13 protein-coding genes are annotated in these 15,366 nt (G+C 68.7%); 4 read left to right on the top strand and 9 right to left on the bottom strand.

What is annotated here, in order from left to right; genetic code table 11:
- Positions 1-99: 99 nt before the first annotated feature.
- On the top strand, positions 100-429 hold the full coding sequence (locus tag ABT015_RS24265; RefSeq protein ID WP_350882424.1) for a hypothetical protein: 330 nt from the start codon (positions 100-102) through the stop codon (positions 427-429).
- 34 nt (positions 430-463) lie between these two features.
- A complete protein-coding gene (locus ABT015_RS24260) occupies positions 464-1,600 on the top strand; it encodes an ImmA/IrrE family metallo-endopeptidase (protein ID WP_350882422.1) in 1,137 nt (378 codons plus the stop codon).
- Between the two features lie 962 nt (positions 1,601-2,562).
- Here the strand turns inward: ABT015_RS24260 and ABT015_RS24255 are convergent.
- From ABT015_RS24255 to ABT015_RS24235, 5 genes are all read right to left on the bottom strand, one after another.
- Entirely contained in the window at positions 2,563-2,982 is a 420-nt protein-coding gene (locus ABT015_RS24255) for a RidA family protein (RefSeq protein ID WP_350882420.1), read from the bottom strand.
- A gap of 77 nt (positions 2,983-3,059) precedes the next feature.
- Positions 3,060-4,238 (bottom strand): alpha-hydroxy acid oxidase, encoded by a 1,179-nt coding sequence (locus ABT015_RS24250; protein ID WP_350882418.1) that lies wholly within the window; start codon positions 4,236-4,238, stop codon positions 3,060-3,062.
- A complete protein-coding gene (locus ABT015_RS24245; RefSeq protein ID WP_350882416.1) occupies positions 4,235-5,047 on the bottom strand; it encodes an amino acid ABC transporter ATP-binding protein in 813 nt (270 codons plus the stop codon). The genes ABT015_RS24250 and ABT015_RS24245 overlap by 4 nt, the downstream gene beginning before the upstream one ends.
- On the bottom strand, positions 5,044-5,988 hold the full coding sequence (locus ABT015_RS24240; RefSeq protein ID WP_350882414.1) for an amino acid ABC transporter permease: 945 nt from the start codon (positions 5,986-5,988) through the stop codon (positions 5,044-5,046). Before ABT015_RS24240 ends, ABT015_RS24245 begins: the two co-directional genes overlap by 4 nt.
- Positions 5,985-6,872: an ABC transporter substrate-binding protein gene (locus tag ABT015_RS24235; RefSeq protein ID WP_350882412.1), complete on the bottom strand. Its 888-nt coding sequence runs from the start codon at positions 6,870-6,872 to the stop codon at positions 5,985-5,987. The genes ABT015_RS24240 and ABT015_RS24235 overlap by 4 nt, the downstream gene beginning before the upstream one ends.
- 142 nt (positions 6,873-7,014) lie before the next feature.
- Here ABT015_RS24235 and ABT015_RS24230 point away from each other — a divergent pair, with 142 nt between their 5' ends.
- Complete coding sequence (locus ABT015_RS24230; RefSeq protein ID WP_350882410.1) at positions 7,015-8,667, top strand: PucR family transcriptional regulator; 1,653 nt, start codon at positions 7,015-7,017, stop codon at positions 8,665-8,667.
- 64 nt (positions 8,668-8,731) lie between these two features.
- Here ABT015_RS24230 and ABT015_RS24225 read toward each other — a convergent pair whose 3' ends face one another.
- From ABT015_RS24225 to ABT015_RS24210, 4 genes are all read right to left on the bottom strand, one after another.
- Complete coding sequence (locus tag ABT015_RS24225) at positions 8,732-9,223, bottom strand: hypothetical protein (protein WP_350882408.1); 492 nt, start codon at positions 9,221-9,223, stop codon at positions 8,732-8,734.
- Between the two features lie 344 nt (positions 9,224-9,567).
- Entirely contained in the window at positions 9,568-9,969 is a 402-nt protein-coding gene (locus ABT015_RS24220; protein ID WP_350882508.1) for a helix-turn-helix domain-containing protein, read from the bottom strand.
- 230 nt (positions 9,970-10,199) lie between these two features.
- Entirely contained in the window at positions 10,200-11,249 is a 1,050-nt protein-coding gene (locus tag ABT015_RS24215) for a LacI family DNA-binding transcriptional regulator (RefSeq protein ID WP_350882406.1), read from the bottom strand.
- 145 nt (positions 11,250-11,394) lie between these two features.
- On the bottom strand, positions 11,395-13,350 hold the full coding sequence (locus ABT015_RS24210; protein WP_350882404.1) for a DUF8189 domain-containing protein: 1,956 nt from the start codon (positions 13,348-13,350) through the stop codon (positions 11,395-11,397).
- Positions 13,351-13,943: 593 nt separating this feature from the next.
- Between ABT015_RS24210 and ABT015_RS24205 the strand changes: the two genes are divergently transcribed.
- Positions 13,944-15,366: SGNH/GDSL hydrolase family protein (locus ABT015_RS24205; protein ID WP_350882402.1), on the top strand; the 1,423-nt coding region annotated here is incomplete at its 3' end.

Below are 15,366 nucleotides of genomic sequence, written 5' to 3'. Positions count from 1 at the left end.
GAGGGTTTCATTTACCAAATAGGTGCATGGAATCCTTCGATCTTGAGAGGACGGTATCATGCACCCGATGGGTAAACGCAAGTGATTCTTGGGGTGCGGGTGGAGATCTACTTCCTCGACGGCGAGCTGGCACGGTCCTGCAACGACGACGCCATACGCATGAACCGCTTCGGCACTGTCGTCGCACCAGTGCTCCGGCGCCGCCTGGCGGAGATCGCCGCCGCCGCCCACCTGGCCGAGCTCCGCTGTCTTCCGCAGGCCCGGCTGCGCGGATACGCCGACGGCCGTCTGCTGGTTGCCCTGGGCCCCACGGCAGAGCTGCACCTGCGCCCCCACGACGATCCGCCGCCCATGGCCGAAGGACACCTCGTCGAATGGGCCGTCCGTTCCCTGCTCGTCACGGACGTCCAGTTCGCTGCCGCCGCCTGAGCCCCCCTCCCGTCATCCGAAGAGAGGCACCTCGATGACCGCCGGCGCCGACCCGCTCGCATACGCGCCCACCTCGGTCCCCCATCCCGGGGAGACCCTCCAGGACACCCTGGACGAACTCGGCATCCCCCAGGCCGACCTCGCCCGTCGCACCGGGCTGTCGACTAAGCACATCAACCAGGTCATCAAGGGCACCGCGCCGCTCAGTCCCGACACCGCCCTCCTGTTCGAACGCACCACTGGCGTGCCCGCCACGCTGTGGAACTCGATGGAAGCCGCGTACCGCACCCAGCAGGCCCGCGCGGAGGAGAGCAAGGCGCTGGCCTCAAGGGTCGACTGGCTCGGCCGCTTCCCTCTCGCTGAACTGGTGAAGCTCCAGATCCTCCCCAATCGCGAGAAGACCTCCGCCAACCTCCTCAAGCTGCTGGACTGGTTCGGCGTCGCCGACCCCGACACCGCCGAGGACGTCTGGCGCAACTACCGCACCGCGTTCCGCCGCTCCACCCTGCAGGAATCCGCCGAAGGCACAGCAACCGAGTACGCGACCGCCGTCTGGCTGCGCCAGGCTGAACTTCAGGCACGGGAACTGGCCAAAAACCTGGACCTGCTGCCCTACAGCAAGCACGAGCTCGCCGCGCTTCTCCCCAGGCTACGAGCACTGACCCTGACCGGGCAGGACAGCTGGCTCGAAGAACTCCCCCGCCTGTGCGCCAGGGCCGGCGTCGCCGTGGTCTTCGTCCCGGCGCTCCCCAAGACCAGAGTCTCCGGCGCAACCCGCTGGCTTACACCGGAGAAGGTCATGGTGGCGCTCAGCGACCGCTTCAAGAGGGACGACCAGTTCTGGTTTAGCTTCTTCCACGAGCTCGGCCACGTCCTCCTCCACGGCAAGCGCCTGACGTTCATGGACGACAGCGAGAACCTCCGCTCCAAGGCCCATGCGGATCCCGCCGAGGACGAAGCCAACGACTTCGCGGCCAGCACTCTGATCCCCCCGCAGCACGCCGCCGCCTACCGGCGCCTGCGAGCCAGGCCCACGCCGTTCACTCTCATCGAGGCATTCGCCCGCGAAGCGCACATCTCACCTGGCATCGTCGTCGGCCGACTGCAACACGACGGCGCACTCGAGTGGACGCATGGCAACAACCTCAAACGCACCGTGACTCTGAACTGAGACGCCGCCCTACTGCACGCTGGACAGCTGCCGCTTTCAGCACCCGCCCAAACACCAGAAGGCCATCCTCGCGAATGTCGGAGCCGCGCGTGGCCGGGGCGTGGAGGTATGGGGACAGCAGGGCTAGGGCTTGCCTGGTGGCTGCGGCAGGATGATCACTCGTGATGCTTCGCCTGGCATACCTGACTGTCATCAAGGCATTCGCTGCCTGGCGGCTGTTACCGATGAGTGACCAGGACAAGGATGTGGTGATACTCGCCCTGCGCTATCAGTTCACCATTCTTGAGCGGCAGCTCGGTGGGCAAGGCGAATCTCGCCCCGGAGGACCGCGCTTTCCTTTCGGCGCTCCTTGTGTCGCTGCTGCCCGAATGCTGGTTCTGAATCACCTTTCGTCGACGAGAAGACGTAGCCGGTGTAGGAGAGCGACGAGCCGGGTGCGCCTCGCTCATCGGCCGCATCGTTGGCGCAACTGTGGCGGAAGCGGCGCTGGGGCGGGTGTGACGCTCTGGAGTTTTGGCAATGCCATCGGAGCTGGCGAGCGACTCACTTTGTAAAACGCTCCAGCGGGGAGGCCGCTGGAGCTCGGGGCCGGCGTCGGGTCGGCTGGCAGAACGTTGGCGCGGCTGGGTCTCGTGGTTCTCCGGATGCCTCTCGGTGATGCCGAACTATCGGCTGCTCTCAGTAAGTTGGCCGAGATCAAACACGGCGGTCACCGGTGCGTGGTCGCTCCACCGCTCGGCATGGGAGGCCGCCCGCTCGACATAGGCCTCGGTGCAAGTATCCGCAAGTCCCTGACTGGCCATCAGATAGTCAATCCTCCAGCGGAACGACGCCTTTTCGAAAAAGGTCCACCCGTTCGAGCATGTGCTATTCGAGGGTGCCTGCTGGCCTGGGCGGTAGGGGACCTTTTGTGAGTGGCATGACAGCGTTGGCGCCGGTTCGGGCGGTCGTTGGTTCGTGTGTCATGCGGAAGCCGGGTTTCCGGGCGTTACGCCCGCCTGGGCGGCGAGAGCGGTCACTTCTACGCGCATTCCCTCGATGGCGAGTGCGGCGACTGCGACGCAACACCGTGCCGGATAGGGCCGTGGCACGATCTCGGCGTAGACCTCGTTGAAGATGCCGCGGTCCTCGATGTCGGTGAGGTAGATCGTCAGGTGCAGCAGTCGGCTCAGGTCGCTGTTCGCCCGCCTGAGTGCGTTGGCCAGGTTGGTGAGCGTCTGCCTGGTCTGCTCCCGCATGTCGCCCAGCTCGATCGAGCCGTCTTCGCGGTCTGGAATCTGCGTGGTGCACACAAGGCCGCCGAAGCCGGTGGCATCTGCGGACAGAGCGTCTTCGGACGCAGTTGCTCCGGCCTCGCTGTGGCTGACGGTGCCAAAGCTCATGGTGTTCCGTTCGTGTCGGTACGAGTGGTGAGGAGATAGGTCGCGGTGTCAGTCCGGGCTGTTGCCGACACGGACGTTCAGGGTGTTTGGAGCGTGTGCCTGGCGCGCGGGTAGGCGTCGTTGGTCCCGGGAGCCAGGGCCGAGGTGCTCAGGGCGTTGAGGGTGATATTGCCTGTGAAGGCGAGCGCGGTTGCCGTCTCGTCGCGCAGGATGTCGAGCACGGCGGTGACGCCGGCTTCGCCGGAGTGGACCAGTCCGTAGACGGCCGGCCGGCCGATCAGGCCGGCGGTCGCGCCGAGGGCCCGGACCTTGACGATGTCACTACCGCGTCGGATGCCGCCGTCGACCAACACTTCGGCCTGGCCGTCGACCGCCTGCACGATCTCGGGGAGTGCGCTGACGGTGGAGGGTTGTGCGTCGAACTGTCGGCCGCCATGGTTGGAGACGAAGATCGCGTCCACGCCGACGTCCACGGCCCTGCGGGCATCCTGCGCGGTCATCACACCCTTGACCGCGAGCTTTCCGCGCCAGCGCTTGCGGATCCGGATCACGTCGTCCCAGGTCACCGCGTCGTTCTCGGTCTCCATGAACTCGCCCATCTCGCGAATGTTCATCGCCCGGCCGTCGATGCTCTGATCGCCGAACGTAATCTTGGGGCCGAACAGGAAGTTGGCGACCCAGCGCGGCTTCGTCGCGGCGTTCAGCACACCCCGGAGCGCGGGGCGCGCCTGCATCGTGAAGCCGTTACGGAGGTCGCGTTCGCGCTTGCTGGACACGGCGACGTCGCCGGCCAGGACGAGGACCGGAACGTCGGCCTCCTCGGCGCGGTCGAGATGTTGGTCGACGAGTCGCTGGTCCGGCCAGATGGCGGCCTGGCACCAGACGGCGCCGGGAGCCGCGGCCGCCACCTTCTGCAACGGCGCGCCGGACCAGGCGCTGTGCACGAAGACGGTTCCCGCGGCACGGGCCGCTCTGGCGAGCGCGACGTCGGCGTCGCGGTGGAACAGGGACAGAAGGCCCATCGGTGAGATGAGCACCGGCGTTCTCAGGGTTTGCCCCAGGACGGTCGTGCTGAGGTCGATGCCGGAGACGTCACTCATGACGGACTGTCGCAGGCGCAGCGCAGCGAGGTCGGTGATGTTGCTGCGCAGCGTGATCTCGTCGAGTGCGCCGCCTTCGAGGAAGTCGAAGACGATCCGCGGCAGGCGGCGGCGGGTGGCGCGGCGGAAGTCGTCGATGTTGACGGGCAAGCTCATGATGCCGTGTTCCTGTCCTCGGAACCGATGGATGTGATGGCGTCCTGGGAGGCCTTGAAGTGGCTCATGAAGGTGGTGACCAGCGGATGCGTCGAGGTGAGCCACTCCTGCGGGCCGGCGTCGTAGGCGACCGTGCCGCCGTCCATGAGCACGATGCGGTCGGAGACATCGAGGGCGAAGCGCACCTCGTGGGTGACGATCACCATCGTCATGCCGCCCTCGGCGAGCTGACGGATGACACGGAGCACTTCGCCGACCAGGCCCGGGTCGAGGGCCGAGGTGGGCTCGTCGAAGAGCATGAGTTTGGGGTGCATGGCCATGGCCCGGGCAATCGCCACGCGCTGCTGCTGCCCGCCCGAGAGCTGGCGCGGGTACGAGTCCGCCTGGTCGGCGAGGCCGACCTGGGCGAGGAGGTTCCGTGCCTCCTCCTCGACCTCACCGCGCCGCCGGCCGAGGACCTTCCGCGGGCCGATGGTCACGTTGTCCAGAGCGGTCAGGTGGCCGAAGAGGTTGAAGTGCTGGAACACCATGCCGATGTCCTGGCGCTGCCGGCACAGGACCGACTCCTTGACCTCGTGGAGGTCATTGCCCCGCCGCTCGTAGCCGACGAGTTGACCGTCGATGCTGATGGTTCCGGCGTCCACCGGTTCGAGATGGCTCACACAACGCATCAGGGTCGACTTGCCCGCTCCGGAGGAGCCCAGGATGCTGACCACCTCGCCGCGCTGGACGTCGAGTGTGGCGCCGCGCAGGATGGCGGCTTGGCCGTAGCTCTTCTTGACGTTCCTTACCGTGAGCATCGCTGTCATGACTTACCGTCCGAGGTGGGGGAGGGGGACCGCAGGGAGGCGAGGTGGTTCGCGGCGCGTGTGGTCCATGGCTGCTGCCGGACCCGGAGCACGACCTGAAGGCGGCGTTCCAGGTAGGCCTGGGCGAGGGAGGCGACGGTCGACAGTGCCAGGTACCAGATGCTGGCGACGATGAGCAGCTCGATGACCAGGTAGTTGACCGCGTACACCTGCTGGGACGCGGTCAGCAGTTCGTGGGCGGCGATGACGCTGACGAGCGAGGTGTTCTTGAGCATGTTGATCAGCTCGTTGCCCGTCGGCGGAACGATCGTGCGGAGCGCCTGCGGGAGGATCACGTGGCGCATGGCCTGGCTGCGGGTCATGCCCAGGGTGGTTGCCGCGTCGCTCTGCCCTTGCTCGACGGAGAGGAGACCGCCTCGCACGATCTCGGCCATGTAAGCGGCCTCGTTGAGACCGAGCGCGACGATGGCCGCGGCCACCGGAGTGATGAGGGAGTTGGTCTCGACGCTGAAGCCGAACGATGTGAACGGAACGTGCAGGGCGACCGCGGGGAAGATCAGAGCGAGGTTGTACCAGAAGATGATCTGGATGAGCACCGGTGTCCCGCGGAAGATCCACAGGTAGAGTCCGCTGATCATCCTGAGGACGGGGTTTCTCGACCTTCGCATGACGGCGAGGACGACGCCGCCGACGATGCCGACACTCTGCGCCACGAGCGTGAGCAGAAGTGTGAGCCCGATGCCCTCGAGGATGGAGCGCGTGGTCAGGTAGGAACCGACCTCGCTCCACACGATGTTGGGGGAGCTTGCGAAAGCCCACACGATCCCGCTGCCGGCCGCCAGGGCGACGAGCGCGGAGACCCACCGCCACGGGTGGCGCCGCGCGATGGTGCGCAGCTCGTCCTGATCGGTGTTCGGTTCCGGAAGAGTCGAGTTGATCACTGAGTGTCTCCGTTGATGGTGGCTCTGGTGACCAGGGAGCCGCCGGTGATCCCGTACTTCGCACAGATCTCGGCGTAGGTGCCGTCGGCGATGAGGGAGTCGAGCGCCGTGGCGACCGCCTGGGCCAGAGCCGGATTGTTCTCGTCGACCGCGAAGCCGTAGAGGAAGTCCGGCGCGATGGTGCCGAGGACCTCGGCGTAGCGCTGGGGCTGGGTGCCGGCCAGGTGCTGAGCCACGACGCGGTCGACCAGGACCACGTCCACCCGCCCGCTCCGGACCGCCACCACGGCTTCCCTGTCGGTGGGGAAGACCTGCGCGGAGACCGCCTTGCCGCCGTCCTCCAGGCACCTCGCCGAGACGGTGTCCACCACGGCGACGGTTGCGGAGCCGTTCGCGACGCCGACCTTCTTGCCGCACAGGGCGGAGGGCTGCGGGTACCGGGACTCGTCCGCGGCCCGCGCGATGCCCGCGATGCCGCCCTTGAGCATGTCGACGAAGGTGACCTGCTTCCGGCGCTCGGGGAAGTCACCGAACGACGACGCCAGCATGTCGTGGCGGCCGGCCTTCAACGCGGGGATCAGACCGTCCCAGGAAGCGTTGGAGAAGCTCGCCTTCAGCCCCAGACGCTCGGCCACCGCTGTGGCCAGGTCGATGTCGATACCCGCAAGGGTCGCCCCGTCCGGTGCGTAGAACTCCATCGGCACAAACGGCGCGTTGGTGCCGACGCGCAGTACCCCGGCCTGCTTGGCCAGGCTCGACGCGGTGCCGTTCGCGGACGTCGGCGACGTGCTCGCACCACCCTCCTGGTATCCGCACGCCGTGAGGAGGGTGGCTGACGTCGCGACGAGGACGGCGGCGACGCACCGCAAGGAAATAGACGTCAACGTGGGCTCCTGCGCCAGGGGGATTGTGGTCGCCAGGCCCCGTCGAAGGGGGCGGCGTGGGACCAGAGTAGGAGGGCGAACCTCCTATCGATACAGACCGATCTACAAAGAAGACGGCTGTCTGCTGATAAAATCTCCAAACATGGCGAGCAAAACCCCGGACCGGACCGCGTCGGCCATTGACGGCTTCCAACCGGCGTCTCTCTCGGAAGTGCTCGTGAACGTCGGAGCGGACCTGTGGCCGGCGCACCAGAATGACGACCCGCTCGTGCAGTCGATCGTGCTGCGCGAACCGACCGACGATGACGAGTACATCCCGCCGGGCGCGGTGCTCCTCGCGGTCGGCTTCCCTGCGCAGGGGCCCGCCTTCACCAGGCTGCTGGTCCGAGCCGGCGGAGCCCGGGCCGCCGCAGTGATCGTCAAGCCCGCCACGATCGACCCCGAGTCCCTGCGCACGCTGGGCGAACTGCACAAGGTCAACACTGTGCTGGCACGCCAGTCCATCGATTGGCTGCAGCTGGCGACGCTCCTCAGGAGCAGCGTGTCCATCTCCGCGGCCGACGGTGTCGCGGGGGCGCGGCTCGGCGACCTGTTCACCTTCGCCAACGCCGTGGCCACCATGGCCGGCGGCGCCACCAGCATCGTCGACCCCGCGGGCCGGGTGCTCGGCTTCTCCAACCTCGCCGATCAGCCCATCGACGAGCAGCGCCGCAAGGTCACCCTCCTGATGAGCGAGGTCGATTCACCCTCGACCGACCCCGACTACCGCCTCATCTATGCCAGCCCCGGGTGCGTCTTCGTTCCCGGCTGCGCCGAGACCTACGGACGTGTCGCCGCCGCCGTCCGCAGCGAGGGCGAAGTGCTCGGCACCATCTGGGTCATCGTGACCGATCCGCAGCAATGCCACCACGTCATGCGAGCCCTGGAGGAGCTGCTGGACGCCGCCTCCCTCCACCTCCACCACGCACGCTCCTACGTCGACGTCAAACGGCGGCGCGAGGCCGACCTGCTCTCCAACCTCCTGCGCGATCCCCGCCAGGCATCCGCATGCGCATTCGCGTTGGAGATCGCCGACAAGCAGTGGTATCGCCTTGCCACGCTCACCACGACCAACCCGCCCACACACACCGCTGAAGTCGTCTCCCACCGGCTCGTCCAACGTGTCTCGACCTGGTTGCACCTCATCCAGCCGAACGCGATCGTGGCGGAAGTCGACTCCCATCTCGTCATGCTCTTCAGCGGTCGGCACAGTCAGGAATGGACAACCCTCCAACACAACCTCGACGACTTCCTCCGCCGCGTCGAGCCCACCGCACCGTCACTGGCAGTCGTCGTGGGCCGTGAACTCCACGACACCCATGAGCTCAGCAACGACTACACCTACCTGCGCACCCTGGTGCGGCTGACCGCGTCCGGGCTCCTGACCCACCGCCCCAGCGGTGCCGTCGTGCTCATGGACGAGCACCTTCCCCGACTCGACCTGGCCACGATCGCCGACTGGTACCGCTCGACCAGCCAACTGCGCGTCCCTGTCCTCGAACGGATGAGGGAGATGGATCGTGAACGCGGCTCCGCGTACCTCGAAACTCTCAAGGCTTACATCGAAAGCAACAAGAGCATTCCCGCCACAGCGGCCGCCCTGAACGTCCACGTCAACTCGGTCCGCTACCGCATCGACAAGCTGCAGACGCTCTTCGATCTCGACCTGAACGATATCGACGTCTTCGCCTGGGTCCTCCTGCAATTCCGGTTCGCCGAATTCAATGCGCCGACAAGCCGCCCCGGCCCGGGATAGCCTCGATACTTCGTGACGGCTCATCAGGCCACTTGGCAGGCCGTCGTCGGATCCCGGGGCCGGCTCACCGAGATCCGCCATCCGACTGGGTGCACTGATTGGCGAGCTTCTTGGAGCCGGGGTTGTCCCACCCAGCATTGTGCTGCATCCACTCCAGGGCACGGCGCACCTCCGGAATCGCTGCCCGGATGTGGCCGCTGGTGATCAAGCGCTGGGCTTCGCGGAGGGCGAGTCCGGGCTCAGCGCGCCGAGACTCGTGAAGGGGGTACGGGACGGCCATCCCGAACGCTGCGGATGGCGCGGCCTGCTCCAACTGTTCCTCCCACCGACTTCTCGCGATGGAGATCTGGTCGGTGATGACCGCGGTGCCGAGATAACCCTCCGCCTGCGGAAGCGTTGCCGACACCTCCACCTCGAACCGGGCGTCGCCGGACCGGCCGGCCTCGATCGCACGAAGCTGAGCCGTGGTCAGCGGGATTACCAGGGCTTGCCGATGAACGGTCACGGTCGGCCTGTACGCCAGGTTCACCGTCACCCGCCCGACATCGAGCGGCACGGCGAGATGAACATCGCGCTGGTGAGCGACACCCCTGAGGAGCAGCCGAACCTGCTGCTCTCCCTCCGTACCCGCGCAGAGCCCCCGGCCCCGGCGTCCGCGCCGCGTGCCGAGGTGAGCCCGACCGAGGCGCGGATCCTGGCTGCGGCCGCCCGGGCTACACCACCGCCCAGATCGGCAGGGAGATCGGCCTGGCCGCGGACGGCGTCAACTACCACCTCGCCCGGCTGAGCCGCCGGTGGCACGTCCCCAACCGGACGGCGCTGGTGGGGCGGGCGTACGCGTTCGGCGTCCTCGTGGCGGAGGTGTGGCCGCCGGAGCCTGCCCGCCGCACGTGACGGCCATCAACTGGCCCGGCGCAGGTGCCGGGGCCCGGCCGGGCGGGGTTGCGGACAGCGTCGGCGGCGCCGACAGCACGGACCGCTCTCGCCGATCGCGGTCAACGGCAGGACCATCACGACCACCGCGGACGGCTGTTCGTCGACCTCCCCGGCGGCCGGTGTCTCGCGACGGCTCCGGTCCGGCTGATCGAGCCCGCTGCCGGGAACGGCTCGTGCGGCACGGAGAAACCATTCCAATCGCGAGGTCCCCAGGCCGAGCGCCTCCGCGAGCTGCTGGACGGAGCGGCGCTGCGGTCGGCGCACCCGGCCCCGCTCGATGTCGCTGATCGTCCTCACACTGACCTGGGAACGCCGGGCGAGTTCCTCATGCGTGAATCCCACTTCGCGGCGAAGCGTCCTCAGCATGCCCCCGAATGCCGAATCCCCTTGTTGTGCCTTCGACACGTCACCCCCAGAATCTTGGCGCGTGGGAGCGCTCCCACGCGCATCGAGAGCGTAGCAGCACCTCATGTCCAGGTCAGCCGCGACACGCGCCAGTGGCTCATAAGGAACAACGGGATGTGACGGTCTCTCAGTTCGAAGCCGTCCGAGGCCGTCAGGCCGAGGCGCGGACCGTCAGGCCGAGGCGCGGACCGTCAGGCCGAGGCGCGGACCGTCAGCTCGGTCGGAAGGATCACCTGGCGACGCGGCCGCCCCGGTTCGGCGATCTCCTCGAGCAGCAGCTGAACCATCAACCGCCCCATCGCCTCGGTCGGTTGGCGAACACTGGTGAGGGGCGGCTCGGTGCTACGGGCGATGACGGAGTCGTCGAAGCCGACGACGGCCACGTCTCCCGGCACGCGCCGCCCGGCCTCGCGCAGCGCCCGGAACGCGCCCACGGCCATCAGGTCGGAGGCACAGAACACGGCATCGAGGGTGGGCAGTTCGGCCAGGAGCTCGCACATCGCCGCATAGCCGCCCGCCTCGGTGAAGTCGCCGTGGGCGACGAGCGCGTCCTCCGGGGCGAGGCCGGCCTCCGTGAGCGCCTCCCGGTACCCCGCCAGGCGTGCCCCGGCCGCCTCCATGGCGAGCGGCCCCGTGATGGTGGCCACTCTGGTGCGGCCGCGCCCGACCAGGTGCCGGACGGCCGCTCGGGCCCCGCCGGCGTTGTCGGCGTGGACGTAGCTCAGCGATTCGCGCTCGGACCGGCGACCGCCCAGTACGGCCGGCATCCCGAGCTGTTCGAGCAGGTCGGGCAACAGGTCGTCCTGGCGCACCGAGACCAGGAGCACCCCGTCGACCCGACGCGCGGTGAGGTAGCGGGTCAGGCGCTCGCGCTCGTCCTCGTTGCGGACCAGGGTCAGCAGCAACTGAAGGTCGGTCGAAGCGAGTTCGTCGGAGATCCCGGTGATGACGTCCGCGAAGTACGGCTCCGACCTCAGCCGTGCCAGGCTCTCCGGGACGACCAGGGCGACGACGTCGGTGCGCGAGGTCACCAGGGACCGTGCCGCCTGGTTGGGTACGTAGCCGAGCTCGGCGACGGCGTGCTCCACGGCTTCCCTCGCCCTGGCGCTCACCTTGGGCGAACCGTTGATGACCCGGGACACCGTTCCCCGGCCGACTCCCGCGCGGGCGGCCACGTCCTCCACCGTCGGTCGCGCGGCAGGCCGGGCGCTTCCGGGGCCCGGCCTGTCAGTTCGGGGCATGATCACACTCCGGTGTGGCTCACTCTCGGGAGTGGCCATCCTACACGGTGTGAGAGCGCTCCCACGGGTGCTCCCACGGGCGCTCCCACGGGCCCGGCCCGTCGGCCGGTCGGGAGGGTGCCCGACCGGCCGACGGGACCGGCGGTCACAGGGGCATGCCCTGCCAGCCGCCGAGGTCGGTGGGCGTCGTGCCCGCGCGGTAGTAGACGCGGCCGTCCGTGCCGATGGCGAACACGTGGAGGACGCCGCCGCCGTCGACGAGCGCGGTCGGGTAGTCGAGGACGGTGCCGCCGAGGTCCTGCCAGGCGCCGTAGGCGGTGTTCGGGGCGGTCTGGGCGGTGGTGCTCACGCCGCTGCCGCCGTTGCGCTCGAACAGGACGACCCGTCCGCCGACGGTGGCCATCGCCGGCTCGCCCACGCCCTTGTGGCCGCCGATGTTGGCCGGGGACTGGCTCCACGGTCCGCCGGGCTGGGTCTGGTAGCTGACGAGCATGGCGCCGGTGCTGGCCTCGCGGTAGGCGAGTTCGATGCGGCCGTCCTGGTCGAGCGCGGCCTTGGGCGGGCTGGCCGGCCGGGAGTTCGGGATCGGGCCCGGGCCGTTGATGGCGTCGTTCGGAGCGGTCTGCCACCAGTTGACGACCCCGTCGCGGGTGCTGGCGAAGACCTCGATCCTCCCGACGCCGTTGCGGATCGCGGTGACCGGGTCCTGGATGTCGGTGCCGTGCAGGTCGTCCCAGGTGGTCGTCCAGGCGCCGTTCGGGCTGGTCTGCCGGATCGTGCTGAGGCCGCCGCCGCCGTTCTTGACGAAGAGCTCCAGCCGGCCGTCCTGGGAGGCGACCACTGCGGGCACGCCGACCTGGTCCGCGTTGTTGAGCCCGGCGTTGGGGTTGCCGAGGTCGGCCCAGCTGTCCCGCCACACGCCGTTGGGCGCGGTCTGCGGGACGGAGACGATGTGGTGGTCGGTCAGGCGGCGGGCGAAGACCTCCATCCGGCCGTCCGCGTTGGTGCCGACGGCTATGCCCGGCGCCAGCCGGCCGCCCGGGTCGGCGAACCGTGCCGGGCCGCCCCAACTGCCGTCGGAGTTGCGCCAGTACGTGTAGAGGGAGCCCGCCCGGACGACGAAGACCTGCGGCCGGCCGTCCTGGTTCAGCCCGGCCCAGGAGGTGCCCCGCGACCAGCGGTAGTACATCCGGGAGAACCAGGCGGTTTCGTAGCTGCCCGAGTGGTCGTGGCTGGCGTACTCGGAGACGAACACGCCCTTGGTGTCGACCGTCGCCGGGTCGAGGTTCACCGGGCAGTCGCTGATGTTGTAGTCCCGGTAGTTCACCTGGATCAGCGAGCCGCCGTACTGGCTCGCCGCCACGCCGGCGAACTTCGCGGCGGAGATGTGGTCCGAGTGGTCGCCCTTGTAGCGGGTGTCCGGGAGCTCGTCCTGGGCCCGGAGCACGGTCGGCCGGTACGTCACCATGATCTGCCGCAGCACCTCGACGACGTCCGCCGCCGTGTAGGTCGACGGCCCGGACAGCGGGCTGTCCTTCGGGACGACCGTGGTGTCGGTGCCGCCGTTCAGCACGTCGGCGAGCCCGGCGTCGTGCAGGTTGAGGAAGATCAGGTGCACCGACCGGTCCTTGAGCATGTACCGCTCGACCTGCTTGCCCGCGACCGTCCAGGCCTCGACCGTCCAGTGCCCGATCTCGTCGGTCGACGGGTCGTTGTCGCCGACCCCGGCCATCCGGGAGTAGGCGTTGACGGCGCCCATCTGGCGGTTCCAGGTGCGCAGCGGGTCGCCGGCGGGGTCCCCGCAGCCCGAACACGGGTCACCGGTGATGTTCCCGGCGGTGACGAACACCGTGACGGACGGCGTGCCGTTGGCTATCGCGTTGGACAGGTCCGGGTTCATGAACAGGATGTCGTCGTCCTCGTGGGCGACGACCTGCATGAACAGCGGCCCGGGGCCGGCGGCCATACGCGCGGCCGTACCCGTACCCGTACCCGTACCCGTGGCCGCGGAGGCGCGGGTCGCGCTCCCCTTGGCCAGGACGGGTGCGGCGAGGGCGGTCAGTGCGAGGGAGGTGAGGAGTTGCCGTCGTCCGATTGCCATGTGATTTTCCCTCATTCGAGATTCGAGGCAGGCAGGTGATCACGCCAGGAGGAGATTGGCGGATTGTCGATCAGGAAGTGCCCGAGACGGTATATCGCAAATCCCGTCAGGCGCGACAGTCAACTGACGTACGATCAAGCCAATCCGCCTGTTTCTCGCCGATCTCGCCTGTCCAGCGCGGTTTCTGCTGGAACTTCCCCATGGTTTCCGCCTGATGTTCCTCCTGGTGAAATCCGGGCCTGCGGTGATTGCATGGTGCATGGCGAGCGGGCTCCGAGATTTCTCGGCGCATTCTCGGACCTCCTCCTTCGGGAAACGGATCGCCGCCATTTCTTCGTCATCCGAGCCATGCGGGAAAAGGGTTTTCCGTACCCGGCGAAAGGACTCCTGTGCACGTCGCCCACCGCCCACCGCGGGGCCGCTTGTCCGCCATGACGGCAGCCGCCGCCGTCCTCGGCACGTTCGCCGCCCTGCCGCCGGCGGCCCCGGCGAACGCGGCCGCCGGCTGCGGGCCGGTCCCCGTCGCGCTCCCGTCAGGCCCGGGCGCACCGCGCCCCGAGTCCTCGGCCTGGACGGGGAGTTGGGGTACCGCCATGAGCTTGGCCGGACCATCCGCGTCCTCGGGCGTGACGGGGCAGCAGACCCTGCGCATGGTCGTCCACACCAGCATCGGCGGCAGCTCCGCCCGGATTCGCCTGGTGAACACCTTCAGTCCGGACCAGGTGACCATCGGGCACGTCACCATCGCGGCCCAGGACAGGATCGCAGCCCAGAACGGGAACCCGGCCGCGCCGGCGGCCACACCGGTCAACTTGACGTTCGGCGGGTCCGGCCAGGCCGTCATCCCGCCTGGCAGCGAAATCTACAGCGACCCCGTCGCCTTCCCGGTCACCGCAGACGAGAACCTGCTGGTCAGCCTTTGGCTGCCCAACGGGGTCACCACCGCGCCCTACCACCCTTACACGCTCACCACCTCCTACACCTCCGCGCCCGGCGACGGTGCCGACCGCACCCGGGACACGGGCGGCGCCAACCTCTCCACCCCGTACCCCTACTGGGCCTTCCTCAGCGGCCTGGACGTCACGGCCGCCGGAAGCGACGGGACGGTGGTCGCCATCGGCGACTCGCAGGTGGACGGCGGGCACACCGACCAGGACTCCAACACCCGCTGGGCCGATGACTACGGGCGCGCCCTCAGCGCCCGGCCGACGCCCGAGGGCATCGTCAACAAGGGCATCTCCGGCAACCGGATCCTCACCGACGGGACGGGAGGACGCGTCGGCTTCGGCCAGAGCGCGCTCAACCGCTTCGACCGGGACGTCCTCTCCCAGACCGGAGTGCGGAGCGTCGTGCTCTACGAGGGCATCAACGACATCACGATGGACGACGCCTCCGACTCCGCGCTCGAGTCGGGGATCCAGCAGCTGGCCTCACGCGCGCACGCGGCCGGGCTGCGCTTAACCGTTGCCACCATCCCCGCCTTCCAGGGCTACACCGACTACACCGCCGCCCGGGACCGGGTGCGCCAGTGCGTCAACGACTGGATCCGCACGACGACGGCTATCGACGGCTTCCACGACTTCGACCGGGCGACCCGCGACCCGCTCAACCCGAGCGCCGCGTTCGCCGGTTACGTCTCCTCCGACCACCTGCACTTCACCACCAATGGGAACACGGCCCTCGCCGAGGTCCTCGCCCCGCGGCCCGCCCCGACCAGCCTCTCCCACACCTTCTCCCAGACGACGGCCGGAGCCTTCCACGGCAAGGGCATCGGCGACCTCGTCGCCCGCGACGACTCGGACGGGCACCTGTACGAGTGGGCGGGGCTGGGAGACGGGTCTTTCACGGCCAGGACCGACCTGACGGCCGGCTGGGGCGCGTTCTCCCAGACCACCGCCGGCGATTTCCGGGGGACTGGTCACGCGGACCTGATGGCGAGGGAGGACGCGACGGGCAACCTGTACATGTGGCCCGGCAACGGGGACGGCACCTTCGCCGGCCGCGTGCTCGTCACCG

Source organism: Kitasatospora sp. NPDC094016 (genome assembly GCF_040304045.1).
Lineage (GTDB): Bacteria > Actinomycetota > Actinomycetes > Streptomycetales > Streptomycetaceae > Kitasatospora.
The sequence above is the reverse complement of the archived record's forward strand: the minus strand, read 5'-3'. Positions and strand labels throughout refer to the sequence as shown.